Below are 23313 nucleotides of genomic sequence, written 5' to 3' on the forward strand. Positions count from 1 at the left end.
CGATATTAAACAAAATAGGGAACTAAAGCAAGCAAAGGGTACTAAGGCATTAAAGAAGGCTGTATTGGAGCAATCCTTAAAGCTTCCGGTTCCTTATAATTATAAATAACGGCTTTAACTTTAGTCTTTGGAATACGAATGATAGGGGAGTTTTTATCTCCGTCAATTTTCCTGACAATATATTCTGAACCGATGGAAGAAAGAATATGTACTTTATAAAGACCAATTTCTGAGAATGAATATCTGAAATCAGCTACATCTATAGCATTTGGTTTTGAATTATTATCGAAAAGCAATGCGGCATCATTACTGCCTAGTTTCAAAATTTTAAATGGGAGTCCAAGAATTACATTGAACTGATTATTTTCTTTATTAAATGCAAGAAAAAATGTGCCCACAACAAAAAGGATAACAAAAATTAGAACATGGCTTGCAATTTTTTCTTTTAAAAAAAACAATAAAATAATAATAGCGACCAGCTCAAAAATCACTGATAATAAAGCAACGGAAGTCAAAGCCACTATACATAACTTTACATCCTTAATAAATACAAGCACCGCACATGTATAAAGTAATAATGGTGCTGCTATTGACGAACCAAATGCTAAAAATAAATCAATCTTTTTATAATTTTTTAGAAAGGTCAACTTATTTTTTTTATATAAGAATTCCACTGTTAGTATTAATAATATTGAAATACTATAGAGATATGTAATTAACCAATCGAACTTTAATGCAACTGCACCAAAGCTTGAAATAAAAAAAACTATTATTTGTGATAAAAATAAATATCCAATTAATTTATCTTCGTCTAAATCATTAAATGTCTCAAAAATACTCGCCCATGCAAATGAATAAGCAGCAATAAACGGAAAAAAGACAACTCCGCCTATCATGGCAATAACAAACAAATAACCTATAAAAAAAGATTGATCTAAGTGTGGAGCAATACCCAGTATGAAATAGTACGTAATAGTCCACAAACTTCCAAAAATCAAAATACCTGAAACAAATAATCCTAAAAAGTTACTTTTTTGATTTGTTGCACCAATAAATGTTCTCATATCTTTGTCCATATCATTCCCATTGCTAGTTTATATTATTAAACCACTATTTATAAAAAATATCATTTATAAAGAACGCAAAAATCAATAATAAAATGTATAATCTGTATAAGGAGTGATAACCATGAAGCTCGCCTATCCGTGCAGGTTCAGACTAAAAGACGAACTGTACAGAATAAATTTCAGGGATTTCAGGGAGATACACTGCGAAAGCCGTTCCTATGAAGATGCTCTGGAAACGGCGGAGGAATGCCTCAATAATCTGCTGGAAGCAATGCTTGAGGAGGAGCAGAGAATCCCATCCCCCTCACAGCCCAGAGCGGACGAGGTGCTTATCCCCGTCCGTACGGATATTGCTGAGAAAATTTCCTATATTTCGTAAACTTTTACCATGTTTGTTGAGCCTTTCACACCCAAAGGGACACCGGCGGTGATGATTATGTTATCCCCTTGTTTGGCGATTCCCTTCGCAACGGCTATCTCCGCCGCAGTTGAGAACATTTCCTCTATGTCATGAAAGCCTTCCGTAAGCCCCGGAACAACACCCCAAAACATGTTCAGCTTGGTAAAAGTGCGTTTATTCGGCGTGAGTGCAAGTATTGGTGCTGCCGGTCTGAACCTTGCAACGCTTGCCGCTGTGAAGCCTGATTCGGTGTACGCAACAACGGCGCCCGCTTCCAAATCCTTCGCCAGCCAGCATGCAGAACGCCCCACAGCCCATGCTATATTCTTTTTGTCAGTAACATGCTCATCGCTCTTCAGGCTGAATTCGCTGATGACATGCTGCTCAGTCGCTCTGGCGAGGCCGTCCATAACCCTCACAGCTTCAACCGGATATTTACCGGAGGCTGTCTCCTCTGAAAGCATTACGGCGCATGTGCCGTCAAACAATGCGTTTGCAACGTCAGTACACTCTGCCCTTGTGGGGAGGTTGCTGTCCACCATGCTTTTCAGCATCTGTGTGGCGGTTATGGTCACCTTGCCTTCTCTGCGTGCTTTGCGGATAATCACTTTCTGAATAACAGGTACATCGAAGAGAGGCATCTCAACGCCCAGATCGCCCCTTGCCACCATAACTCCGTCAACCATGGGGAGAATTTCATCTATATTCTTAACAGCCTGGGGTTTTTCTATCTTAGCTATGAGAAGCGGCGGATTTTTATCTTTGGAGATAATAGAGCGTATTTTCACAAGATCCGCAGCACTGCGGACAAAGGAAAGGGCAACCACATCCACCCCCTTTTCCAGTCCGAAAAGTAGGTCTTTGCGGTCTTTTTCGGTGAATGCAACCACGCTGAGATCGGCAGAGGGCAGGTTAACTCCTTTTCGTGAAAACACGATTCCGCCCCGCACAATGCGGCAAACAACCCGTTTGCCATGTATAGACTCAACAGTAAGCTCCATTGTTCCGTCAGCAAGCACCACACGGTCGCCTTTTTTAAGGTCTGCCTCAAGGTTTTCATACTGAACAGGCAAAGCATCCGTCTCTGCAGAATCTTCAGACATAAGAATGCACAACTCGCCTTTTCTCAGTTCAACACCTTCATCAGGGAGTATTCCCAGACGGATCTTAGGTCCGCACAAGTCCTGAAGAATTGTCACACAGGTTTTCTTCTCCGCAGCTATGGAGCGGATGAGGTCAATCATTTTTCCGTGGCTTTCGTGATCCCCGTGGGAAAAGTTCAGACGGGCTACATTAAGCCCTGCGTCAATAAGATCGGAGATTGTCTGCGGATCTGATGAAGAAGGACCCAGCGTTGCCACTATTTTTGTGCGTCTCATGAGTTTCCCCCGGAAAATAAGATTATATAAAGAAAGAATACACTAAAACAGGATGCGAATGAAGGTTATATGACGTAATTATTGATATTTCTTTTGCTCTGGATTGCCCTGTCCACATCCTCAAGCATATCAGCAAGAGTGGACTGGGACATGACATCTATAAGCTTGCGGGTGATGCGTGTCATGGAAAGGCGGACACCGCAGATTGAGTAGTCTTCGCAGTAGTCACATTTGGTGCTGTTTTCATCCTCAACACACGGCACAAGGGCAATAGGTCCCTCAAGGGCACGGATTATGCGCTCCATAGTTATCTCAGAAGGGGCTACAGCAAGCTGATAGCCGCCGCCTTTGCCTATTTTACTGACAAGAAGACCGTCATTCTTGAGAGTAAGCAGTATGGTTTCAAGAAACTTTTTGGGTATTCCTTCCTTTTCTGCTATTTCAGATATAAGCACATGCCTGCCTGCCCCGTGTATCGCCAGATATTGAAGAGCCTTCAGACCGTAAACGGTTTTCATTGAGAACATAAACAATCCCTTTTAAACTTAAAGAAATGTACATAATCCGCAGTTTGTTGTCAACAGATAGAGGCTTAAGTGATTTAAGGCGCAATTAACCTTGACACAGAACTACAGATTAATTATTTTCATCCAGTAAATATATATATTTTATAGCGAATATTGCAAGGATAATTGATGATATATCTTGATTACAACGCCTCAACCCCTGTGGACAGCGAAGTTAAAGAAGAACTTATCTCCGCTCTTGATACATACGGCAATCCATCAAGCCTCCACGAACAGGGGCAGAAGGCAAGAAGCATGATGGATGAAGCGAGGGCAAAAGTTGCTGATTTCATAGGTGCTTTCCCTGATGAGATAGTATTCACTTCCGGCGGAACTGAGGCAAATAATCTCGCTGTTTCGGGCTTTGCAGGCGGCTCTTTGGCTGTTTCTTCAATTGAACACAGTTCCGTCCTGAAGCCCTGTAACCAACTCACGGTAAAGGGGTTAGATGTTCATTATCTTCCGACTGATGAAACAGGCATTGTGAAACCTCACAGCATGCCGAAAGGGGTCTCTCTGGTCTCTGTTATGCTCGCCAACAACGACACAGGGGTAATCCAGCCTGTGAGTGAACTGGCAGAAAAGGCGCACACTTCCGGCGCAATCTTTCATGCTGATGCTGTTCAGGCTGCCGGAAAAATAAAAATTGATGTGCGTGAACTTGGGGTGGATCTTCTCACCCTTTCCGCCCACAAAATGTACGCCCCGAAAGGAATAGGAGCGCTGTTTGTACGGCGTGGGCTCAAAGTCTCGCCCTTGATGTACGGAGGCAGTCAGGAAAAAACTGTACGCCCCGGCACAGAAAGTACAGCACTTGCAGCAGCATTTGCAAAAGCCTGTGAGGTTGCTGCAAAGCGTATGGAAGAGGATGAAAAGCGAATCCGCCGTCTGCGTGATATGTTCGAAGCGGCTGTCACTGCAAAGGTTAGAGAATGCAAGATAAACGGAGCCGGCTCACCCAGAGTCTCAAATACATCAAATATAACCTTCAGCGGGCTGAAAGGAGACACGCTTATAATAAACCTTGATCTCGCAGGGCTTTGTGTGTCCGGCGGTTCAGCGTGCAGTTCGGCAGATTTCAAGCCCTCCCACGTTCTGCTTGCAATGGGCAGTTCAGAAGATGAGGCACGTTCATCCGTGCGCTTCTCTCTGGGCAGAGATACATCGGAGAGTGAAATAATTCAGGCATCGGAAATAGTGGCGGATACAGTAAACTCAATGAGAGCAAAAATATGGTAAAAAAGCGTGTTGTAGCCGCCATGAGCGGCGGGGTGGATTCATCAGTAGTGGCGGCAATGCTTATTGAACAGGGCTATGAGGTAATAGGTGTCACACTGAAGCTCCACGACTGCGCAGAAGCTTCAGACAGCCCCTCCTGCTGCGGCATAGACGGCATGACAAAGGCACGCTCCACGGCAAATGCTCTGGGAATACGGCACTATGTGTATGACTGTGTAAAGGATTTCGAGAAGACTGTTTTGGAAAGCTCATGGAAGGAATACGACAGCGGCAGAACACCGAACCCATGCCTTTTGTGCAATGAGTTCGTCAAGTTCGGTATTTTGCAGGACTTCGCACGCAGTTTGAAAGCTGATTTCATAGCCACAGGGCATTATGCTGTAATAGACACATCGGGCGGTCTGCCCGTTCTTAAAAGAGGCAAAGACAAAAACAAGGACCAGTCATACTTCCTCGCCGGACTCACGGGTGAACAGCTACGGCATTCTCTTTTCCCCCTCGGCGGAATAGACAAGCCGCAGGTGCGGGAATATGCCCGCAGGCTGAACCTACCCACCGCAGAAAGCACAGAAAGTCAGGATGCATGCCTCGTGGGCGGGTTTGACAGCTTTGCGGAAATGCTCCGCTGCCGCTTCGGTTCACCTGCAAAACATGGGGAGATCATAACCACAAAAGGGGAAATAATGGGCAGCCATAAGGGTCTGCACAATTTCACAGTGGGGCAGAGGCGCAACCTTGGGCTCACCACATATAAACGCTTCTGGGTGAAAGAGATAGACCACTCAAACAGCAGAGTGATCATAACAGATAATCAGACAGAGCTTCTGAGTAAATCCATAACGGCAGACGGCTGGACATGGCGTGAGGGATTCACCCCTTCGGACGGTTTTTCCTGCCTCGCCCAGATACGCTACAGACACGAGGCGGTTCACGCAAAAATATATACCGAAGCGGACAGCGTATTCAGAATAGTTTTTGAAACACCCGAAAAGTCCGCCACACCCGGTCAGGCTGTTGTCCTTTATGAAGATGAAACAGTTCTCGGAAGAGGCTGGATTCTGGATAAATAAAAACAGTTTAAGCCGTCTTCCAATCCATTATTAAATCTAACAGCCCACACTCTTGCAGCTAAAAGATACGGAAAAAGTACCATATTTGTAAACAGATATGGCACTTTTACTATTAATTCAACAACTATCCCCATGCAATAAATTTCACAATTTGTTTCATGCGTGAAAAGTATTACACCCCAAGTACTTATATTCATCACCTATTCTTAAAAAATTATATATTGATCATCATTATCACGCTTCTTGTATTTATTTAAACGTTATGTTAATTTACTGAAATCAAACTTTCTGGAGGACAGTTATGAATAAACTTTTTTTAACCATGCTAGCAGTATTTACCTTTGCAGTGGGCGCTTTGGCTGCACCCTACTCAGGTTATACGGCAAATGATCTTGTCGGCTCAAACCTGTCGAGCAGGACCTTTTCTAGCATAATAGGTGCCAGACCGGTAGATGCATCCCAGTGCAGGCAAATTCCAAACACTACGTACAGATTTCAGGAAGGGCTGCTTTTTATAACTTCCGGCAAGCTGCGTGACGCAATCCAGAATTACAAATCAGCTCCATACAATAAGTATGATTTCGTCACTATCAACAAGACATCTTCAGCAACGATGACTTTTAATGCGAATGACACTTACATAGGATGGCTGAGAACCACACTCACTCCGGAAGATGTGCTATTTATAACTATGCACTCGCATAAGCCGGTGGAAATCAGCATTAGAAATGTTTCTGTTTATTCAAATACAAGGCATAACGAGGTGGACAATATCACATCAGAAGATCTTGGCTGCTACGAAATAATAGGCACCAATTCTACAAACCTGCTTTCACGTTATATGTGGCTTATGTCTCATAAAGGCGCAATGGCAAAAGATGCATATTTCAGAATGGAAACTAAACATGCGGTGAATAGCAGTTTTACTAACTTCACTACTTATGTGAAGGAGTTCATTATCAAGGGTGAGCCATGGGTTGCTGATTGGAATATGATTAAAGCCGAATACAACATAAATTTTTAAGGAAGTGTAAAATGAAAAAAATATTAATATTTATAATAGTTTCAGTAATTACCTTTTCGGCTTATGCAGAAACAGGCGGTATAGGAACCATGAATATTCAGGAAGGGACACCGCCAGATCCTTTTGTATTTGCTGACAGCCATTATACAATCCTTCGTTCCGATAAGCATAACGCATACAGAATAGATGATGGTTTCTGCCTCAATATGCCGCTCACAAGAGAGGTCGGCGTCCCCGATAACGATGAGGAAGAGCCCACAGGAAACCTTATGGTTACTTCTGACGTTTATTTACAGGAAGCCGGATTCTATTCATATACTGAAAATGGGCTGATTACCCATGATCTTTCAGAGGATAGCCGCTACAACTATTCTCAGCCGTGGACTGAACCGGAAGCAATGAGAGGCAACCCAAGCATAACAGGTCATAAATATTACATAGGAATTAATCATAATTTCAGAGATACTCCGGTTGCCTTATACGAACATGACATGGGAGCCTTTGATCTAATCAGGCAGGACTTCACCTCATCAACAGGATATGAGAGACAGAATATTGAGGTGATCGTTTATACCAGAAATAAACCTCACTGGAATTCGATCCCGACTATCGGTACTCACGTCATTTTCAAAGATGAAAACGGAGCTACCCCCCCTTCAGATCCCAATAATCCTTCTGCGATTCCGACCATAAGAAATTTTCTAGGTTGCTACAGTGTTGAAGACGCTGCTGATCCAAGTGTGCGTAGAAATCTGTGGCTTGCGTCTTTCAACTTCACGTCCAAGTATCCCGGATTTTACTTAGGTGATGGTTTTGAACACAAAATAAGAACTAAAATATATAATCCGCAGACACTTACATACTTCCTCATGTATAATTTCAAACTGCAGTAAGCTTTTGCCCCCTTCTATTGGCTGGAAGGGGGTATTTTTCTGGTACACATATTGCTTATTTGCAACATATAGAAAATATTGCCAAAAAAGGTACTGGCTATGCAGATTACAAACTCCTCCTACAGCTACTATAAATCTATGCTTACATCTCAGGCACTGCCGGAGCATTCCAAGGCAAATCATGCCGGAACAAAAATAAACGGAAAAAATGATCAGGTAACAATCTCCGAAGAGGCACAGATGCAGGCGAAAATCGGGCAGTTTCTTGCTGAGAAACCCATGACAAAGCTTTACTACTCGGAATTATCGGAGAAAGACGGAGAAAAGGCCGAAGCTTTTATCAGCGATATGATAAACAGTTACGAAGGCAGTGAATTTGAGAAGTTTGACTCTTTTTGTATTACCAGCGGAATAAGCAATACTGATGAACTAAAATCGCAGCTTGACAATACCCTTGCGATGAAAAAGGCCTTCTCAATAGCTCTTGCTTTGAACAGAAGCAGTGAATTTGACGAGGCAGCACAGTACGATTACGAAGAATACGGCTATATGACCGGCAGCAGTCTAACAGGTTCTGTTTTCAGCATTCAGGGAAAAACCGGTGAATGGGAATACATGCTCAACAGACTGGGCAGTGATTGGAGTTCATTTTACAGCGGCTTGAAAGAAGCAGAAAACAATAACGAACTTATAAGCTACACAGAGAGCTTTATAAACAGCTTGTCCGATGAACAGGAACAGACTCTCAAAGACAATAATTTTCTGGCACACCCGACATACGCAGGAATGGGCATAGAGGGAATAGGAAAATTCACTAAGGCATATGAAGAAATCCCCGGTTATGCAAAGGTTGATGACCCGTTGAAGTTTTCCGAACAGCAAACGGCTTCAAATGTACTTTCCAAGCTGGAAAGATTGTCTGGAAGCATTAAATCGGTACTGTATTCCGCAGAATGTACAATACCCGTTATGTTTGATGAAGGGCTGTATCTGAGAGATGACAAGAACAACATAGTCCTGCAGCAGGGAAAGTTTTATCATCCCGACAACAGGCTCACCGATGAAGAGATACAGGAATCGCTCAAAAACTGGCTAGGTGAGGATGTTTATGATCATGTTACAGAAAGTGTGGCAAACGAACTTCACAGTGAGTACCAACCCATAAAAGATCTGCTCAATGAATCCGGTCTGATTTCATTCTTTGATGGAACCGACCCTTCCGCTCTCTACGAAAAATTTCCCCCTGCTAACCCGACTTATTCAACAGCAATACCCGAAGGCGAAACCACTGTGATAGCTGATGAAAACACTGTGCTTGTTTTCCCGCCGGAGATCTTTGTGCTGCCTGAAGCTTCGGAGGAAGAGGCTGCGGAGCCAATACATTCTGGAATAACTGCCGACAAAACTGCCGGAACTGATATTGCACACGGCAAAGATTTTCAGGATACGAAGAGCATAGACACGCCTAACACAAATGAATTAAGCCTGGGTGAATCGTTCCTTAAGTATATAAGGCAGAAGGCAGGCGAAACCTCGCTGTCTGAAAAACCTCAGGAGACCGTAAGAAACGAACTGCTCTCCGAAGCGAAGAAGTTTTGGTTTGATATAATGAAAAATCCGGAAGAAAAAGAAGTATAAACCCGAGGTGCATCTCCTGCCCCAGCCTTCCCCTATTCATGTCTCAAGGGCGAACGAAGGCTTGCTTTATGCTAAAATATACTATTGACATCATGCCGCATCTGATCTATTTTCCTTAAAACTACATAAAATCCATAGAAATTATATATAAAAGGAGAAATCAAATGGGAAGAATAGCAGAAACACTCACAGACCTCATCGGCAACACTCCCCTTCTGGCTATCGGACGTGCTGCACATGGTGCTAAGGCAAGAATCGTGGCAAAGCTCGAATCGTTCAACCCCGGCGGAAGCGTAAAGGACAGAATAGGCTTCGCAATGATCAAAGCGGCGGAAGATGCAGGACTCATCAACAAAAACACAGTTATCATAGAGCCCACAAGCGGCAACACAGGCATAGCCCTCGCCCTCGTGAGCGCAGCAAGAGGATACAGGCTTATTCTCACTATGCCCGAAACGATGAGTATTGAACGCCGCTCGCTCCTTAAGGCTTACGGTGCGGAGATTGTTCTCACTCCCGGAGCGCAGGGGATGAAAGGAGCAGTAGCGAAGGCTGAAGAGCTGGCCGCAGAAACGCCGAACTCATTCATTCCTCAGCAGTTCAATAACCCTGCAAACCCTGCAGTCCACAGAACAACAACGGCAGAAGAAATCTGGCGTGATACTGACGGCAAGGTGGACATCATCATAGGTGGTGTGGGTACAGGCGGAACAATCACCGGAACAGGTCAGGTTCTTAAAGAGAAAAAAGCCTCTGTTCAGGTAATCGCTGTCGAGCCGGATGAATCACCAGTACTTTCCGGCGGAAGCCCGGCTCCCCATAAGATTCAGGGAATCGGTGCAGGCTTTGTTCCGCAGGTATTTGATAAAAACGCCGTGGACGAAGTTTTCAGGGTAAAGAGCACTGAAGCCTTTGCAGCCTCACGCCTTCTGGCAAAAGAGGACGGGCTTCTGGTAGGCATTTCATCCGGTGCGGCATTCCATGCGGCAAAGGAGATAGCTTCCAGACCGGAAAACGCAGGCAAGCTTATTGTGGTTGTTTTTCCCGATACAGGCGAGCGCTACCTGTCAACCACTCTGTATGCCGACCCTGAAGTTACTGCTTAATAACAAAAGAAAAAACGGGCTGTGTGCAAAAAAAGCCGCAGCCCTGTATTTTTACTGGAGGATATTATGGAAAAAGCTGCATCCATTAAAGCGGCGGAAGCTGAAAGAAAATTTTACGGAAAAATTGCCCGTATAGAAGAGATTGCCGAATTCGCCTCACGAATGCGTTATAAAATTATCGGCATTGCCTCCTGTATGGGCTTATCCAAAGAGGCGGGCAACTTCGCCGAATTTATGTGTATCCGTGGTTTTAAGATGCATGAATTTGTTGAATAACTTCGCAAAAAATCAGTTAATAAGGTGTTTTTATGAATATAGATACGATACTCGCACAGGCGGGCAGCAGAAGAGATCCGCATACAGGAGCAGTCAGCACACCAATACATCAGTGCGCCACTTTCCGTCACCCTGCACTGGGGCAAAGCACGGGATATGACTACAGCAGAACGGCAAACCCCACACGACAGGCTCTGGAAAACGCAATGGCAGAGCTTGAAAACGGTGCAAGAGGACTCGCCTTTTCCTCCGGCATGGCTGCAGTTGACAATGTAATCCGTCTCCTTTCACCGAATGATAAAGTAGTAATAACAGAAGACCTTTACGGCGGAACATACCGTATCTTCCAGAAGGTCTACGCCCAGTACGGCATAGAGGCAGTATATGTTGATACTTCAGACATAAGGGCAGTTGAGGCGGCACTCAATGACCGGGCTGTCAAAATGCTTTTTGTTGAAGTGCCCACCAACCCGATGCTGAAAGTGGCAGATATAAAAGCACTTGGAGAGCTTGCTAAAAAACGTGGGATAATTTTCGTGGTGGACAACACCTTTCTTTCCCCTTATTCACTGCGCCCACTTGATCTGGATGCAGATATTGTTCTCCACAGCGCCACCAAATACCTTAACGGGCATAATGATGTTGTGGCGGGCGTGCTTGTCACAAAAACACAGGAGCTTGGAGACAGGCTGTTTTTCTTCCAGAACTCTGTGGGTTCCATACTTTCTCCCAATGATTCATGGCTTGTCCTGAGAGGATTGAAGACACTTCACCTGCGCATAGAAAAACAGTCGGCAAATGCTCTGGCTGTTGCAGAGTTTCTGGAAAAACACCCGAAGGTAAAAAAGGTTTTTTATCCGGGGTTAAAGAGCCACCAAGGTCATGCAGTTCAGGCAAAGCAGGCAAAATGTTTCGGCGGCATGGTATCATTTGAGGTTGACGAACCGGCTCTAGTGCCGCAAATACTGAAGAGTGTGAAGGTATTCCACTTTGCTGAAAGCTTAGGCGGAACAGAATCGCTGATAACCTTCCCCGCCGTTCAGACCCATGCGGATATTGAACCGGAGATAAGAGAACGCCTCGGAGTAACCGACAGGCTTCTGCGCCTCTCAATCGGAGTTGAGCATGGAGATGATCTGATAAACGACCTCAAAAACGCCATAGAAAACGGAGAATAAAATGAGCAGTGACAAAGCCGGAAAAAATACACGTCTGGTTCATACAGGCTACGATATAGACCCGCACACAGGGGCACTCAGCGTGCCCCTTATCCACGCTTCCACCTTCAGACAGAAATCTGTCACAGAGTTCGGAGAATACGACTACTCCCGATCCGGCAACCCCACAAGGGAAACTCTGGAGAAGATAATCGCAGACCTTGAAGAGGGTTCACACGGCTACGCTTTCGCCTCCGGCATGGCGGCTATCTCCGCCGCACTGATGATCTTCTCTCCGGGAGATCATATAGTTGTATGTGAGGATGTTTACGGCGGGACATGGCGTGTGCTGACGGGACTCCTTGCCCGTTTCGGCATAGAGTCAACCTTCGCTGACGCCACAGATGTACACGCTTTTGAAAAAGCAGTAATCCCCGGCAAAACGAAGGCGCTTTACCTCGAAACTCCTTCAAACCCGCTTATGAAAATAACAGATCTCCGTGCCATGAGCGAGCTTGCCAAAAAGCATGACCTCATAACACTTGTGGACAACACATTCATGAGCCCTTACCTTCAGCGTCCTCTTGAGCTGGGGTGCGATATAGTGCTGCACAGCGGGACAAAGTTTCTCAACGGACACAGCGATGTTCTCTGCGGTTTCGCAGTTGTGAAGGACAAAGCTCTGGGCAAAAGGATAAAATACGTTCAGAACTCAGTCGGCGGCGTTCTCCCGCCCAACGACTGCTGGCTTGTTATCAGAGGGCTCAAAACACTGGGCGTACGGATGGAAGCGGGACAAAAATCCGCACAGGTCATAGCCGAAGCACTGGAAAAACATCCGAATGTCAAGAAGGTTTACTACCCCGGTCTTAAGAGTCATAAAGGTTATGAAATCAATAAATCCCAGAGTGAAGGGGCAGGCGCTGTCCTCTCCTTTGAACTGAACAGTACGGAGCTGACCCACAGGCTGTTGAATGAAATGCAGTATGCGGCTTTTGCAGTGAGCCTTGGCGGCGTGGAAAGCATAATATCATACCCGCCGATGATGTCCCATGCAGCAATGCCCCCTGCGGAAAGAGAAGCCAGAGGCATAAGCGACTCTCTGGTTCGTCTGTCATTAGGTGTTGAGGACACGGAAGACGTGCTGAGGGATATATTAAGAACAATTGACTAAATGTATATTTCAGCGGTTGTGCGGAAAAGCCGCAGAAGCTTCTCCGCATAACCAGCTGTCAGATTCTATTCTCTTAATGTCAGATATAAAATTCTTTTATTCCTCTTATATCATAGACTTATAAACATTAATTCAGTTTTCATGATACAGACTTTGAATATCAGTCACAGCCAAGAAACAATATAGGCTAAACACGTTTAATATGTCAAGAAATCAAGGCATATAACCTATGGCGAATAACAGTTATTAAGCTTATAAATAAGCATGAAAAAACAAAAAACAGAACAATCACCGATACTTGTTTCCATCGGAGACACTATAAGAAAAAAAAGAAAAGAGCTTGGATTCTCTCAGGAAAAACTAGCTGAACTGGCAGAGCTTCATACAACAACTATATCTGAAATCGAGTGCGGTAAGAGTAACTTAACGATCAGCACAATCGAGAAAATTTCCATTTCGTTAAACACCCCTCTTATATCACTTATGCCTACGGTTTATGACTCTGCCGATAAAGAGATATTAGAAATCATTTTCAAGATAATCAACAATCACAGAAGATTAAATACGGATGAAAAAATACGGCATGCTGAACTTTTGAAAAGCATTTCATCTGTCTACAGCAAATGAGCTTAATAAGAGAAAACAGGGCTACGCCATCATGTCGATGATAGTGCCGAGCATCTGATCCGCAGTCTGGGTGGTGACGATATTTGACTTGTATGAATTAAGGTAAACCATACTGCCCACAATTTCTTTGGCAATACCAGTGTCTGATGCCTCAAGGGCTCCCTGTTCAACACTGAACGAGCCTTCCGGCATGGGATTGCCGTTTGAGTCAACAACTTCTATCCGTCCCCTGTATGCGCCGTCGGAATAGATTTCTCCGTTGTCAGTGATTTCAAGTCTTCCGCCGTCGGAAACATTCTCAGCGACTATACCTCCGTCCTTCGTGACGAGGTTGCCGGCCGCATCAACTGAGAAGTCACCTCTTCTGGTGTAGCTTTCAGTTCCGTCTGCATTCTGAACCCTGAAGTACCCGTTGCCGTTTATAGAGAAATCCAGCTGATTCCCCGTGGGAATGGCATAACCTGTGCCTTCATTGGTGCGGATAGTATTAAGCTTAACTCCGCCCTGATTGGCAAGCTCTGAAAATGTGGAAGAAAGGGACTGAAAAGCGGGCGTATTTACATTGGCAATGTTATGCGCCGTGGCATCCTGCGCCTTGGAATAAGCCAACAATGCTGATGATGAGCTGTAGAGGCTCTGTATCATTTCATATCCTTCCTTGACACCTAACTGGTTTATGTAGATCATAATATATATAAAATAATGGAGGAAGCCATGACTAATTTAACCGATGACCAGCTGAAATCACTCCTTACGAATGCAAAGACCGTGGTTATAGTAGGTGCGTCAAACAAGCCCGAAAGAGCCAGCAACGGCATAATGAAATTTCTTATGAAAAATGGATATACAGTCTACCCGGTAAACCCTGTGGAAAAAGAGGTTCTTGGTGTCCCCACATATGACAGCGTGGCGGAAGTGCCCGTTAAACCTGATATTGTTGATGTTTTCCGCAGAAGCGATGCAGCGGCGGAAGTGGTGAGAGAGGCAATAGGAAGAGAAGCGGGGCTCATCTGGCTTCAGGAAGAAGTGATTACAGAGGAAGGAAAACGCATGGCGGAATACGCCAACATTCCATTTGTTATGGATAAATGCATATTCAAAGAATATCTCCGTCTTGGGATAAACAGATAAATTTATACATAACCCGGCGTCCGGGGTGAAGACCCCGGGCGTTTACTTATTTACCCTCTTAGGGATCATGCGTTCAGTTCATTGTTGTTAAAGACAAAAAAACGAAATCATTATTTTGATAAAAGTAGAAAAATACTCAAAGTCATGTATATTTACACAATGATTTAAGGGAGGAAGTACAAATGTGTGATTGCAGAAAAAATATCAAAGTGAATGAAAGCTATACAAGCTTTAAGAACATAAACTGCTTTGAAAACGCATGCCTCGTGGTAGACAACCTGCTGCGGGTTCTCAAGGAAACCGATACCAGCAACGCATTCTGGGACAAGTTCATCAGTCTTATTCCGCAGGCATACTATGAAAGAGACCCGAAGCTTGATTCCAGAGAGACACTGCTCTATATAGTGTGCAAGAATGCCCCTTTCCTTATGGATTTCTTTGAGGAGAAAGATGATGAGGAAGCCATACATGCCATGACAAAGTGCGAACAGGAATGCTGCTAGGAAATACTCCTCAGCGCACGTTTGCAGATTCTCTCCGTTTCTTTTGACGGATTCTCGGCAAGCCATCTGTCAGTAAGCTCCCGAACCCATTCAGGGCGGGTTTTGGATGCATCATTAAGCCAGTTTGCCACAGAGTCCTGTACATATTTTTCTTTATCAGCCCTTAGGGGTTCCAGAAGCGGCAAACCGAGTTCAGGATTTTCCTTGAGCCTGCTGATGTGCCTGCACCAGACGCCTCTGGGGCGTGTTACCTCGCTTGCGAACCTGCGGATTAAATGACTTTTTTCCGCTGTCCAGTAAGTAAGAAGAGATACGGCTCTTTCCACATCCTTTTCTATATCATCCCTCATGCAGATCCACGCCATTTCACGTACGCCCATGTGAGAATCATCGGCAAAGGGTTTTATACGCTCAAGTTTATCCGCAGTGTCGGCATCATCCGCACCGACTGAAAAAGCACACCAGTTCCGCACAGTATCGGAAACATGGGTGCAGAGATTCCGGTAATGCTGCTCTGTAATTCGTCCTGATCTCACGCCTGTGAGTATCTCTTCCCCCAGCCGCCTTGTTACTGCCATAATCTTCTGCCCGGCAAGCTCTTTCCGCAACGCAGGCAAATCAGCCTCAAAGCCTGTTTCCCGGCTCACATTCTCAAAAAGGAGAAGGCTGTTAACCATAAGGTTTTCATTCAGGTTAACAGTCTCAATCAGCCCTTGATTCAGAAGTTCAATCACTTCCGCCGGAACAAGGGACGTTTTTACCGCCCCTTTCCGTTTTTTTATCTGTTCAATATCCATTTATCCCGCCATATGCTTCACAATATCCAAAGGAATCGTGGTTTTATCAGATATTTCCTGCGGGCTCATACCCGCTGCCGTAAACCGTTTAACTGTCATCTCCAGAGGCTCTGCGACTTCAACTATGTGCCTGTCCGGATCATAAACACGAAAAACCTTCTGCCCCCAGGGCTGTTCCTGAACAGGACTGATCACTTCCACACCGCCGGATACGGCACGGACAAAGTCGGCATCAAGACCTTCACTCTCAAAGCAAAGTTCAAACCTGTTGCCTGTTTCTGCCGGAGTCTTTGCCAAACCGATCGTAGCCAGCGCAGCATCCTCCTGCCACAGTGAAAATCCGTTTGTGTAGGACAGGTGTACTCCGCTGTCCATGTGTTCCTCAAGTCCGAGAGTGCCGGAATAAAATTCTCTCGATTTTTCCATATTCTTAACAAAAACGGCAGTTAAAGCAAGTTTCATAATTCACCTCACAAACAATAAAATACTCCGGCATTCAAATGCTGTATTGTATAAATCCGACATTTTTCAGAGATGCATACTCTGTTGGGGTAATGCCTGAAAAGCGCCGGAAATTCCTGATAAAATGCGACTGGTCATAAAATTCGAGAGAGTGAGCGCATGACACTGATGCTGCACCGATTTCCAGCATACGGCAGCTTCGTTCAAACGCTGTGAGCAGACTGTATTCTTTAACCGCCAGCCCGGTGTGCTTCAGAAAATAACGCTCAAGCTGCTTTTCAGAGATCCCTGCGTGAAAAGCGGTTTCTCTGACTGTTGGAGGAGCAGTACCGTTAAGCATGGCTTCTGATATTTTGCGGAACACGCCCCTCTCTGCTCTCAGATTCTCAAACAGGGGCAGCAAAACAGACTCAACAGTTTCTGACATTTCATGTTGTGATCGGCATTTACGAAGCCTATCGCATATGCGGTGGACAATATTTTTTGTAAAAACGGCAGGTGTACTCCCGTTAACGAAGCTTTCTGCGGAAGTTCTCAGCAGGCAGGGGATAAGAAACGGCTTTATCTGAACGCCAAATAAACAGGAATGGGGATTTATGATATTCTTCAGAGAGCAGTTCATTGTTCCGGCTATGAATGAATTTTCAGGGTGGTTGATGTCAAATATAAGGCTGAAATAACTGTCCGGAAATATGCCTATCTCCACCGGTTCGGGTGCCTCTGAATGTAAATACCAGTAATCAGCAACATACTCCGCCGCCCTTGCCGACGAAGCAAACCTGTTTACGGACAGCATATTTTCACCTGTGTTTATCAAGCAGTTTTTTAAACTGTTCAGCCGTATAAGGTTTATGTGTAAGGAATTTGCCGTTCAGGAAAGCATAAAATGTTCCATGGGCACATGCAGATTTCTGCGCTTCATCCGCTGTTTCATGTTTTATCAGAGACACGCTCAATCCTGCTTCTTCCGCAGTTTGTTTCATCTCCACGGCATTTGATTCAAAATAAGGACATTGATTAGAATAATATATAACCAGATTCTCCGCTCTGTCAGTTAGGAGAGTCTTGCTTTTTTCCGTAAATACAGGCATTGGAGCATCTTTTTTTAACCGCAGGGCAAGAAGCTCGAAATAAGGAGGGGCTGTATCGCATAGCTCAAACCCTTGTTTAAGAAAGAAAGCCTTGTCAGTGAGAAACGATTTGGAGGAAGTGACAACGGCAACGCCGTTCATCCCTTCTGCATCTTTGATACATTCATTCAGAAGCGCTTTTGCATTTCCGCACCCTTTATATCTGCCGGAAACCCAAAGGCAGTGAATAAACATGTACCCGCCTGCGATAACCGGGCGCCATGCTTTTTCTGCGGGAACATACTCAATAAAAACTTTTCCGTGAACAGGGAGTTTTTTGAATACCAATCCATCAGAAAAATGCTGTTTCAGCCACTTTTTTCTGTGAGCAATTTCAGCCGAATGATTTTTTGAAAGGGTACAGCAGATATGCTCTTTATCAATATTATCCTTATTGAGGAATGTAAAATCCATCCGCCGTTCTCCGATAGGTTTTTATACATCAAAAATAAAAGCATTCAATGCAATAGTAAACAGCAAGATCGGTATTATTCATCAGGCTTTAAAATTTGCAAGCCGCTTTGCTTCCAAACTCATGCTTAATTTAAAAAATAAATAAAAAAAGCTGAATAACTTTATAATTTATCGTAATACAGCCATATTATTTACATTATTCCATATATATCCTATTATTATATTAAAATAAGGAGATAAAATGGATTCCATAGATTGTGCCATTATAAGCGAGCTTAAGCAAAACGGCAGAGCTTCAACATCGGAAATCAGCAAAAAAGTGCATCTTTCTGTTCCCGCAGTTGCAGGCAGAATAAGAAAGATGGAGCAGACAGGAATAATCAGCGAATATACAGTGAGGATAAACAGGGAAAAGACAGGTAATAAACTGCTGGTTTTCATATTTGTCAATATAGACCACACAGCTAACATTGAAAGTTTCCGAAAAAGTATTACCGCTTTTGACTGTGTTCTGGAATGCCATCATGTTGTGGGGGAGTATGACTATCTGCTGAAAGTTTCGGTTGAAGATACAAAAGATCTGGAAGACTTTTTATCTGAAAAACTAAAAAAAATAAAGGGTGTCGCATCATCAAACACCGTGGTGACGCTGACATCCATAAAAGAAAAAATAAATGTATAAAAACGACGCCTCTGCCCTCCTCAAAGGCTTAAAATTCGGCATGGTACTCCAGCTCACAGTCGGACCCGTGTGCCTGCTGGTGTTCAATATATCGGTATCATACGGTTTTTTCAGCAGCCTTCATGCTGTTTCAGCTATAACAGTTGTCGATGCGCTGTACATCGCTTTGTCCGGCGCAGGGGCAGCGGCGCTTCTGGGACGTCCGTCAGTTAGAAATACTGTCAGATTCGCCGGTTCTGCCGTGCTTATTCTATTCGGGGCAAACACAGTATCAGGGGCATTTGACTTGTCGCTATTGCCTCAAACAGCTCTGTTTTCAGATATTTCAGGGACAAATATTTTCATGCAGGGGTTTCTGCTAACCGCATCTAATCCCCTGACTATAATCTTCTGGAGCGGCATGTTTTCTGTACAGATCACAGAAAACAGATGGAATAAAAGAGAGCTTTTTATGTTCGCCGCAGGCTGTGTGACAGCAACAATATTATTTCTCACATTTACAGCAGCGGCGGGAAGCATAATGGGCGTTTTTCTGCCGGAAATCATGCTGGATATTCTTAATCTGGGCGTGGGTATTATTCTGATAATATTCGGCTTTAAACTGATTTATAAAAAAGAAAGAATATAAAAAGCCGCCCCCATGTAGTTCAGGGGCGGCATTGGGTTTTTATTCGTTGTTCTGTGCGGCTGTTGCCTTGGGGATTATTTTGCAGAAGCCTGAAAAAATCAATTCAGGATCTTTTTCATATGTCTCTGCAAACTTCTTAAGCTGTGCATTGTAGTTTGCATCTATATCCACATTTCTGAACTGGGTTATGAATTCCTCGATCTGCTTTTTGAGGAAGCTTCTGTCCTCAGGAGTGAGATAGTCAAGCTTGCGCACACCCGCTCCGAGCTGTTCGGGGAGTATTTCGCCCCTGATGTATGCCGCTCCGGCTGTCATGCCGCTGCATACGTAATAGCCGATGGGGTTGGGAATATCCGCCACATTAAGCACAACACCGACTCCGCCCTGAGCGTATTCCATGAAATAGTCGCCCATGCGTCTCTCGCCGCCCAGACCGTAAACCACAACAGGAGGTTTGCGTTTTTTGAGCTTGGCTTCGGCGAGCTTCACAAAATCAGCCCACTTCATCCTGCTTCTGACCGCTTTTCTGCGCTGATACCTCATGATCAGCTCACGGAGGATTTCGTCCTTGGGAGCGTTCTCGAACCTTTCGGTATCGATATTTTTCCACTCCTCCGGCACTCCGGCTTTCATAAGCAGAAGGTTGCGGACACCGCCGCTCTTTGCCACTCTGTATGTTCCGCTGACGGAATAAGCGGCAAAAAGGTCGCTCACATCTCCGGCTATGTTTATTTCGCCGGGGTTTGCGGTGTTGGCAACACCCACCTGAGCATTTGCGGGAACAGTAGTCACAGTGGAGTGATTAGGGATTACATTTATCTTTGTTCCATGCACAAAAGCGAATGAGTGGTTGCCCACAAGTCCCCTCACGGTGATCTCGTCACACTTGATCCCCGTTCCGATGACCCTCTGCCCCATGACATTATCAAGGAAGAACTTTTTAACGCCTCTGCGGACGGCTTCCTTCATCATGAAGTTAAGCTCAAGGCTTTCTATCTGGTCAAAGCCGATATCTATGGTGAGGCTGTCACCCTTGATGTTTGCCAGAACTTCTTCAAACCTGTCTTTGAGTTCTTCAGCTACCTCTTTCTCCGGCTTGAAGACCTTGCTTCTGCTCTCTTTCATCTTGATTGTATGCACCTGCTTAGGAAAGTCCTTCTCACCGAAGGTTTCAAACAGCAGGGGATCACTTCCGTGGTAGCGGAAACGGCGTGAACCCACCACATCAGAATGGGTACTCATGCCCAGTCCGGCGGAGAGCCCTTCCATATCCTCATGGAAGCTGTGTATCAGCTTTGCTATGTTATCACTTGCGGTTTCAGGATCTATCCTGTGTCCGTACGGACGTGATGTAATTCCCCATGCACACTGACCAGTGTGGCATCTCTGGCAGAGAGTACAGCCCAGAACATGAAGCTGACGCATACCCATACCCACAAAGTCCGCTCCGGCAAGCATAACGAGGAAAGCGTGGAAGCTGTCCATAACGCCGCCTTCGGCTATGACGGATATTTCCTCCCTCAAGCCTTCCCTGCGGAGTGCAAGATCAGCCATGTGAGTGAGGTAAACTATATTCAGACCACGGTTTTTCAGGTCAACAGAGTGAGCCGCCCCCGTGGAGCCGTCACCCGCTTTTATGGTGATGTAGTCAAAGCCTGCTTTAGCTATTGCCACTGCTATTTCAGGGAAGTTCCATGCAGTGCCGTAAACATCCGCACCGATCAGCTTGTCATCACCGAGAAGCATACGGAGAGATTCCACCCTCATGGGCAGCTCTTCGATTGAATACTGAAGGTGCTGGGGGTTTGGCGCAGTGAGATGGCGCAGTGCCTCAACACAGCGGAGCAGGGCTATTTCATAGTCGTTTTTCTTATCCTGAAGCCTGCCGCCCTTACCTTTCTTCGCATCCTGACCGTATTTCATTGAGATTCCGGCGAATTTATCAAGCTCAAGCCACGGACCATAGCCCCCTGAACCGAACTGGAGAATGCAGTGCTTGGCAGCGGGCATCATGTCAGGGTGGATATATCCTTCCCCTGTGAAGAACGGTCTGCCCAGCTTGATGCTTGCCGCAAGCCTTGCGAGTATCGCTTCGTGGCTGCTTGAGCCGTAGCTCTGGTGAACATCGAAAATAGGCGTATCGCACACAAAGCGGGCATTACGCTTGCCGAGGGTCATTTTACGCATCTGCCCGGCAAACTCATGCAGGTGGTCACGCTGGGGAGAGAGGATCTCCGCAGCATCTATCATCCAGTCCTGATCAAGCTTTGAAGGATATTTGCCCAAATGTGCGCTTGAGACAGTGGATTTACCCGCGGCACGGCTGATTATATTATTAATAACCTCTGAACCGGAGAGAGTAACGCCGACCTCTTTGTAATCGGGGTTAGGGAAAACCTTGATCGCCCTCTGGGGACACATTTTCACGCATCTCTTGCAGTTACAGCATTCATCAGGGTTTATCCAGAGTATCTTCTCCAGAAAAGCCGCCTTATCTTTATCCTCAGGCTCCACACGATTGCCGTCCGGATCAAGATAGCGGGTTTCCATGCTGAAAACACCTGTACCTGATTCCGGCTTGGTTAAGTTGTGGGTGCATGATTCAACGCATGTTGCACAGTGAACACACCCTCTGCCCGGTTCCTCGGCATCGTCAGTTACCTTAACCCAGTATTTTGCACCCTGAGCGTAGATACCTGTGTCTGCGGGTTCCGTGTATCTTATGGATCTTTTTATTACTATCTCTTTTTTATATTCAAGCATTGTTCTTCCACCCGTAGTCAAGGCGTTTCACCTTCTTGTCCTTAACCTCGAAACCAACTATCCTGCCCGCTTCGGGGTCGCTCATTGTGAGTTCCTCGTTCATGAAGTAAGCGGCGCTGATAACAGCCCTCTGTTCACTCCCCATGAGTGCCACTTTGTCGTTTATCCCTATGCTGAATGAGCGCAGGTGATCTCTGTCAGTGAGACCGACCATGACGTCATCCACAAGGACAATACCCGTGGCGGGACCGGAAATCTTCATCCTCTCAAGGAGGGGATTGCTCATTATCTCCCTGTAGCGTGCAAGATCCTCTTTGCTCATGTTTGCAAGCTCCTGCGGGAACTTACGGCAGATAATCCACTCTATTTCCTTGAGGGAATAACCTTTTTTCAGCAGATATTCTGTCTGAAGAAACAGAGCTTCGGAGTCTGTTCCCACATGGAGGTGAATATCAAGCTGTTCAAGGGCTCTTGCGTTTGAAACGTCACTGGAGAGGTGTCCGTTGTGCGCTCCGGCAACTTCACCCAGTGATATGGGCTGCGGTCCCCACCAGAGCCCCTGCCCTTTACTTGTTGGCCAGCGGAGGTGTATGAGGCACGCCTCGTAATAGCTTTCCTCAAACTGGTGGAGGTTGTAAATATCTATGGTATCCTGAAGCTCGAAGGCTGTAAGAAATGTTCCGTTGTATTTTGAGCTTGAGAATATGCGGGCATCGTCCTTAAACGCCGTATTGAAGCGCCCGACCATCTGTACCATGTACAAGGCTTCGTCGCTCATTTTCTCACGGTACATCATCTCATCCACAGAGGGCGGAACAACCGCATAGTGCATGATGATCGGCAGGTCGTAGTCATAGTAGTATTTCTTCTGAACCATGTTAAACTTGTCCAGAATACGCACGCCCCAGCTTCCGATAACCTCTTCCAGTTCCTTGATTTTGTCCTTGCTGCGGAACATTATGTGAAAGTTATAGAAGTTGGTATCCTTATACAGCCCCTTGAGAGTAACGCCGGCTCCGGCACGCCCCCTGTACTGCAAACACCTTGCCGCCTTGAGAACAGCGCCGAGGCTGAAATCGCCCACTACGCCGAGAAGACCGCAGGCACCGCTTGCCAGTCCCTCTTCGCCGCCTGAAAACTCAAATACGCTCAGATTCCCCGAACGGGAAAGTCCGTCTGTCATCATA

25 protein-coding genes are annotated in these 23313 nt (G+C 45.4%); 15 read left to right on the plus strand and 10 right to left on the minus strand.

What is annotated here, in order from left to right; all coding sequences use genetic code 11:
* Window positions 1-41: 41 nt before the first annotated feature.
* A complete protein-coding gene (locus ACYRYY_RS06115) occupies window positions 42-1076 on the minus strand; it encodes a hypothetical protein (protein WP_460214719.1) in 1035 nt (344 codons plus the stop codon).
* 112 nt (window positions 1077-1188) lie between these two features.
* On the opposite strand from ACYRYY_RS06115, the gene ACYRYY_RS06120 reads away from it, so the two are divergent.
* Window positions 1189-1446 (plus strand): type II toxin-antitoxin system HicB family antitoxin, encoded by a 258-nt coding sequence (locus ACYRYY_RS06120; RefSeq protein WP_460214720.1) that lies wholly within the window; start codon window positions 1189-1191, stop codon window positions 1444-1446.
* Here ACYRYY_RS06120 and pyk read toward each other — a convergent pair.
* The gene (gene pyk, locus ACYRYY_RS06125) at window positions 1434-2846 is read right to left on the minus strand and encodes a pyruvate kinase (RefSeq protein ID WP_460214722.1); all 1413 of its coding nucleotides are present in this window, start codon (window positions 2844-2846) and stop codon (window positions 1434-1436) included. The genes ACYRYY_RS06120 and pyk overlap by 13 nt on opposite strands.
* Window positions 2847-2911: 65 nt before the next feature.
* Window positions 2912-3373, minus strand: a complete 462-nt coding sequence (locus ACYRYY_RS06130) for an RrF2 family transcriptional regulator (RefSeq protein ID WP_460214723.1) — start codon at window positions 3371-3373, stop codon at window positions 2912-2914.
* 168 nt (window positions 3374-3541) lie between these two features.
* On the opposite strand from ACYRYY_RS06130, the gene ACYRYY_RS06135 reads away from it, so the two are divergent.
* The 10 genes from ACYRYY_RS06135 to ACYRYY_RS06180 all read left to right on the plus strand — a co-directional run bounded on the left by ACYRYY_RS06135 (window position 3542) and on the right by ACYRYY_RS06180 (window position 13616).
* On the plus strand, window positions 3542-4651 hold the full coding sequence (locus tag ACYRYY_RS06135) for a cysteine desulfurase family protein (protein WP_460214725.1): 1110 nt from the start codon (window positions 3542-3544) through the stop codon (window positions 4649-4651).
* Window positions 4645-5721, plus strand: a complete 1077-nt coding sequence (gene mnmA, locus ACYRYY_RS06140) for a tRNA 2-thiouridine(34) synthase MnmA (RefSeq protein WP_460214726.1) — start codon at window positions 4645-4647, stop codon at window positions 5719-5721. The genes ACYRYY_RS06135 and mnmA overlap by 7 nt, the downstream gene beginning before the upstream one ends.
* 301 nt (window positions 5722-6022) lie before the next feature.
* Window positions 6023-6745: a hypothetical protein gene (locus ACYRYY_RS06145; protein WP_460214727.1), complete on the plus strand. Its 723-nt coding sequence runs from the start codon at window positions 6023-6025 to the stop codon at window positions 6743-6745.
* A gap of 11 nt (window positions 6746-6756) precedes the next feature.
* Window positions 6757-7638, plus strand: a complete 882-nt coding sequence (locus ACYRYY_RS06150) for a hypothetical protein (RefSeq protein WP_460214729.1) — start codon at window positions 6757-6759, stop codon at window positions 7636-7638.
* Window positions 7639-7737: 99 nt separating this feature from the next.
* Window positions 7738-9276: a hypothetical protein gene (locus tag ACYRYY_RS06155; protein WP_460214731.1), complete on the plus strand. Its 1539-nt coding sequence runs from the start codon at window positions 7738-7740 to the stop codon at window positions 9274-9276.
* A gap of 164 nt (window positions 9277-9440) precedes the next feature.
* A complete protein-coding gene (gene cysK, locus ACYRYY_RS06160) occupies window positions 9441-10382 on the plus strand; it encodes a cysteine synthase A (RefSeq protein WP_460214732.1) in 942 nt (313 codons plus the stop codon).
* Between the two features lie 66 nt (window positions 10383-10448).
* Entirely contained in the window at window positions 10449-10658 is a 210-nt protein-coding gene (locus ACYRYY_RS06165; RefSeq protein ID WP_460214734.1) for a DUF1847 domain-containing protein, read from the plus strand.
* Window positions 10659-10690: 32 nt separating this feature from the next.
* The gene (locus ACYRYY_RS06170; protein ID WP_460214735.1) at window positions 10691-11836 is read left to right on the plus strand and encodes a trans-sulfuration enzyme family protein; all 1146 of its coding nucleotides are present in this window, start codon (window positions 10691-10693) and stop codon (window positions 11834-11836) included.
* Between the two features lies 1 nt (window position 11837).
* A complete protein-coding gene (locus ACYRYY_RS06175) occupies window positions 11838-12989 on the plus strand; it encodes a trans-sulfuration enzyme family protein (protein ID WP_460214736.1) in 1152 nt (383 codons plus the stop codon).
* A gap of 264 nt (window positions 12990-13253) precedes the next feature.
* Window positions 13254-13616, plus strand: a complete 363-nt coding sequence (locus ACYRYY_RS06180; protein ID WP_460214737.1) for a helix-turn-helix domain-containing protein — start codon at window positions 13254-13256, stop codon at window positions 13614-13616.
* A gap of 21 nt (window positions 13617-13637) precedes the next feature.
* Here the strand turns inward: ACYRYY_RS06180 and ACYRYY_RS06185 are convergent, their stop codons facing one another.
* Window positions 13638-14261, minus strand: coding sequence for a flagellar hook-basal body complex protein (locus tag ACYRYY_RS06185; protein ID WP_460214738.1), 624 nt, complete (start codon window positions 14259-14261; stop codon window positions 13638-13640).
* Between the two features lie 69 nt (window positions 14262-14330).
* Between ACYRYY_RS06185 and ACYRYY_RS06190 the strand changes: the two genes are divergently transcribed.
* Both ACYRYY_RS06190 and cowN read left to right on the plus strand, forming a co-directional pair.
* Complete coding sequence (locus ACYRYY_RS06190) at window positions 14331-14747, plus strand: CoA-binding protein (RefSeq protein WP_460214739.1); 417 nt, start codon at window positions 14331-14333, stop codon at window positions 14745-14747.
* A 182-nt stretch (window positions 14748-14929) separates the two neighbouring features.
* Window positions 14930-15250, plus strand: coding sequence for a N(2)-fixation sustaining protein CowN (gene cowN / locus ACYRYY_RS06195; protein ID WP_460214740.1), 321 nt, complete (start codon window positions 14930-14932; stop codon window positions 15248-15250).
* Here cowN and ACYRYY_RS06200 read toward each other — a convergent pair.
* The 4 genes from ACYRYY_RS06200 to ACYRYY_RS06215 are packed head-to-tail and all read right to left on the minus strand — an operon-like array spanning window position 15247 to window position 18053.
* A complete protein-coding gene (locus ACYRYY_RS06200; protein ID WP_460214741.1) occupies window positions 15247-16047 on the minus strand; it encodes a DNA alkylation repair protein in 801 nt (266 codons plus the stop codon). The genes cowN and ACYRYY_RS06200 overlap by 4 nt on opposite strands.
* Window positions 16048-16509, minus strand: coding sequence for a VOC family protein (locus tag ACYRYY_RS06205; protein ID WP_460214742.1), 462 nt, complete (start codon window positions 16507-16509; stop codon window positions 16048-16050).
* 34 nt (window positions 16510-16543) lie between these two features.
* On the minus strand, window positions 16544-17305 hold the full coding sequence (locus tag ACYRYY_RS06210) for a helix-turn-helix domain-containing protein (RefSeq protein ID WP_460214743.1): 762 nt from the start codon (window positions 17303-17305) through the stop codon (window positions 16544-16546).
* A gap of 4 nt (window positions 17306-17309) precedes the next feature.
* The gene (locus ACYRYY_RS06215) at window positions 17310-18053 is read right to left on the minus strand and encodes a GNAT family N-acetyltransferase (RefSeq protein ID WP_460214744.1); all 744 of its coding nucleotides are present in this window, start codon (window positions 18051-18053) and stop codon (window positions 17310-17312) included.
* 241 nt (window positions 18054-18294) lie between these two features.
* On the opposite strand from ACYRYY_RS06215, the gene ACYRYY_RS06220 reads away from it, so the two are divergent.
* Window positions 18295-18735, plus strand: a complete 441-nt coding sequence (locus ACYRYY_RS06220; RefSeq protein WP_460214745.1) for an Lrp/AsnC family transcriptional regulator — start codon at window positions 18295-18297, stop codon at window positions 18733-18735.
* Window positions 18728-19363, plus strand: coding sequence for a LysE family translocator (locus ACYRYY_RS06225; protein WP_460214746.1), 636 nt, complete (start codon window positions 18728-18730; stop codon window positions 19361-19363). Before ACYRYY_RS06220 ends, ACYRYY_RS06225 begins: the two co-directional genes overlap by 8 nt.
* A gap of 39 nt (window positions 19364-19402) precedes the next feature.
* On the opposite strand, the gene ACYRYY_RS06230 is transcribed toward ACYRYY_RS06225, so the two are convergent.
* Together ACYRYY_RS06230 and ACYRYY_RS06235 are read right to left on the minus strand one after the other, a co-directional pair.
* Window positions 19403-22126, minus strand: a complete 2724-nt coding sequence (locus ACYRYY_RS06230) for a glutamate synthase-related protein (RefSeq protein ID WP_460214747.1) — start codon at window positions 22124-22126, stop codon at window positions 19403-19405.
* Window positions 22119-23312 (minus strand): class II glutamine amidotransferase domain-containing protein, encoded by a 1194-nt coding sequence (locus ACYRYY_RS06235; RefSeq protein WP_460214748.1) that lies wholly within the window; start codon window positions 23310-23312, stop codon window positions 22119-22121. The genes ACYRYY_RS06230 and ACYRYY_RS06235 overlap by 8 nt, the downstream gene beginning before the upstream one ends.
* Window position 23313: the final 1 nt, after the last annotated feature.

This window comes from Geovibrio sp. ADMFC3, from assembly GCF_054687035.1.